This is a genomic window from Okeania sp. SIO2B9 (assembly GCF_010672505.1).
Taxonomy (GTDB): Bacteria; Cyanobacteriota; Cyanobacteriia; order Cyanobacteriales; family Microcoleaceae; genus Okeania; species Okeania hirsuta.
Map to the genome: position 1 here is coordinate 1 of NZ_JAAHGK010001021.1, position 2,833 is coordinate 2,833.

2 protein-coding genes are annotated in these 2,833 nt (G+C 38.1%); both read left to right on the forward strand.

Annotated elements, in window-relative coordinates:
* Positions 1-356 precede the first annotated feature (356 nt).
* Entirely contained in the window at positions 357-1,289 is a 933-nt protein-coding gene (locus F6K13_RS26750) for a phosphate/phosphite/phosphonate ABC transporter substrate-binding protein (protein WP_287288958.1), read from the forward strand.
* A 5-nt stretch (positions 1,290-1,294) separates the two neighbouring features.
* On the forward strand, positions 1,295-2,833 hold a 1,539-nt coding region (locus tag F6K13_RS26755), incomplete at its 3' end, for a histidine kinase dimerization/phospho-acceptor domain-containing protein (RefSeq protein ID WP_287288960.1).

A 2,833-nucleotide genomic window follows, 5' to 3' on the forward strand; every position in this document is an offset into this window, starting at 1 on the left:
GAGACAGGAGACAGGAGACAGGAGACAGGAGACAGGAGGAAAATTACATGGGGATTCGCTCCCCCAAGTAATGCGTGAACACCCCCGTTGACGGTGGGGTATTAAACCCACAAAGAAAATGATAAATATCCCTAACATTGATGGCCAAATAGTCAACAAAATCAGTCAAGTATTCTAAGTTTAGTAACTAGACTATTATTGGCAATTTATAGAAATAATACCATGTCTAATGTAGACCTCACTGGCCCAACCGGGATAGACCTGTGGAAAAATTACCTGATTAAAACTTTTGTTCGTGAATTTATTTGAGTTATATCCTTAAAGTTACAACTATCAACAATGGAGAAGTGGAGAAAATGTTACGCAAGCTTTTTGTGAAACTATCACTTTTTGGCATGGTCATGGCCTTGATCGGCTCTAGCTTAAAATCATCAGCATTAAACCCAAAGCTGTTAGCTAGCACTCCAGACCCAAGCACAATAGTTATTGCTGATATTTCTAATAATCCTTCAAAAAAGATTAAACGCTATCAACCCTTAGCAGACTACTTAGCAGAAAGACTAGGCCAATTTGGAGTCAAAGTAGGGGATGTAGAAATAGCTTCTGATTTACAAGAAATGGCCAATTATCTCAACTCAGGAGAAGTAGATATTTATTTTGATAGTCCCTACCCAGCAATGATTGTGAGCGATCGGTCTAATGCTAAACCAATTCTACGTCGTTGGAAAGGTGGTGTACCAGATTATTATACTGTCATTTTTACCATGAAGGATCGTGGGATTCAATCCTTAGAGGATCTAAAAAGTAAGATAGTTGGTTTTGATGAAGTTAGCTCTACTTCAGGATATATGTTACCTACTTCCTTGCTGATAGAAAATGATTTAAATCCTCAACAGAAGAAATCAGCTAGTTCGACAGTATCTGCTGATGAAGTAGGATTTGTTTTTACTGATGATGATGAAAATACTATCCAATGGGTAATTAGTGGAAAAGTTGCTGCTGGTGCAGTTGACATCGGTACTTTTATGGAAATTCCGGAAGCAAACCGACAAGCCATGATAGTTTTAGCAAAAAGTGAGAAAGTAGCTCGCCATGTAGTTTTAGTTAGACCTGACATGAAACCGGAAATGCTTGAGGCCATCAAAGCTATTTTGATTAAAATGGATCAAACGGCAGAGGGACGAGAAGTCTTAGAGAAATTTGAAAAGACAGCCAAATTCGATGATTTTCCTCCAGAGTCAAGTATAGAAAGAATGCGAGAATTGTATGAACTTGTTCAAAACAGGTGAATTAGATGGGCTTATTCAGGGTTGGACAAGGGTCGCTAGCCACCAAGTTAACGCTAGCCATGACAGGTTTGGTTGTCATGGTAGTGGCCGGTGTCACTTGGTTATCCGTCCACCGTCAGCAACAAAATTTTCGTACTGAATTAGAAAAACAGGCGGAAATCTTACTCAATACTATATCCATAACAGTTAGAGATTCTCTGTACAAGCTAGATGCTGATTTTATGGAAGAAATCATGGAGCAGCTTGGAGAAGATGAAGTGCTGGCGGCTGGCCGTATTTATGAGAAAGATGGAAGAATAGTTGCTGATGCTTATGGTAAAGATGTTTTGGTTTACAATATTAAACCCGATGAATTTGGCCAGCGTCTACTGGAGAGCGATGAAACAATTTTTGAGTGGAAGTCTACTCAATTGCTTGCTGGTAAGGCAGTAGTCGTTGGGCGGAAAAGACTCGGAGCTGTGAGTGTAGGTTTGTCTATAACTCCTTTAAATCAAAAAATTGCTGCTGTGCGTAATCAAGGTCTTATAGTAGCAGCTATGGCTGCTACTGCAGGAACTTTTCTGGCATTGTTAATTAGTCGTTCTATTACTGAACCTCTAAAGGAAATGACTGTAGTTACTAAACGTCTCGCTTCTGGAGACTTAACTCAGAAGATGGAGATTTGTACTGGAGATGAATTAGCTGTATTGGCAAATTCTTTTAATAGCATGACTTATCAACTTAGAGAACTAATTCATAGCAAGGAGGAGCTAATTCGCAATTTAAAACAAAGAGCAGAAGATTTACGGCAAAGTGAGGCTAAAAATAGAGCACTGCTTGATGCTATCCCAGATGTAATTTTGCGATTCAGCAATAATGGGGTTTTTCTCTACTATAAACCTTCTAGAAAAAATGATTTACCTTGGTCTAGGGATAAATTAATAGGTAAAAAAGTTTTTGAAGTTTTGCCAGAAAATGCTGCAAAACAATATTTACAATATCTTGAGGAAGCGCTTCAAACAGGAGATATTAAAATATTTGAATATGAGTGGTTTGTCCATGGGCGACGTCATCATTTTGAAGCAAGAATATTGGCAAGTGGTCAAAATGAAGTTTTGGCTATTGTTCGAGATATTACAGAAAGTAAGTTAGCTAATATAGAGTTGCAACAAGCAAAAGAAGCTGCAGAAGGTGCTAACAAAGCCAAAAGTATGTTTCTTGCTAGTATGAGTCATGAGTTAAGAACACCTCTTAACGCTATTATTGGGTATAGCGATCTGCTGCGGGAAGAAGCTGAAGATTTAGGCCATGAAGAATTTATTCCAGACCTGGATCAAATTAAAACCTCTGGTTTACATCTGCTAACAATTATTCAAGACATCCTAGATATTTCTAAGGTAGAATCAGGGGAGATGACTATATATGAAGAAGAATTTGATATCTTGACTTTAATAAAAGAAGTCCAATCCATTGTGCAACCACTGATGAAGAAAAATGGTAATTCTTTTGAGATGCATTGTAGTAGCGAAATAGGGACTATGTTTGCTGACCGAACAAAAATTAAG

Bases quoted from the DNA above. Each gene is read 5' to 3' on its own strand.
- F6K13_RS26750 (WP_287288958.1), top strand. From the start codon at position 357: ATGTTACGCAAGCTTTTTGTGAAACTATCACTTTTTGGCATGGTCATG.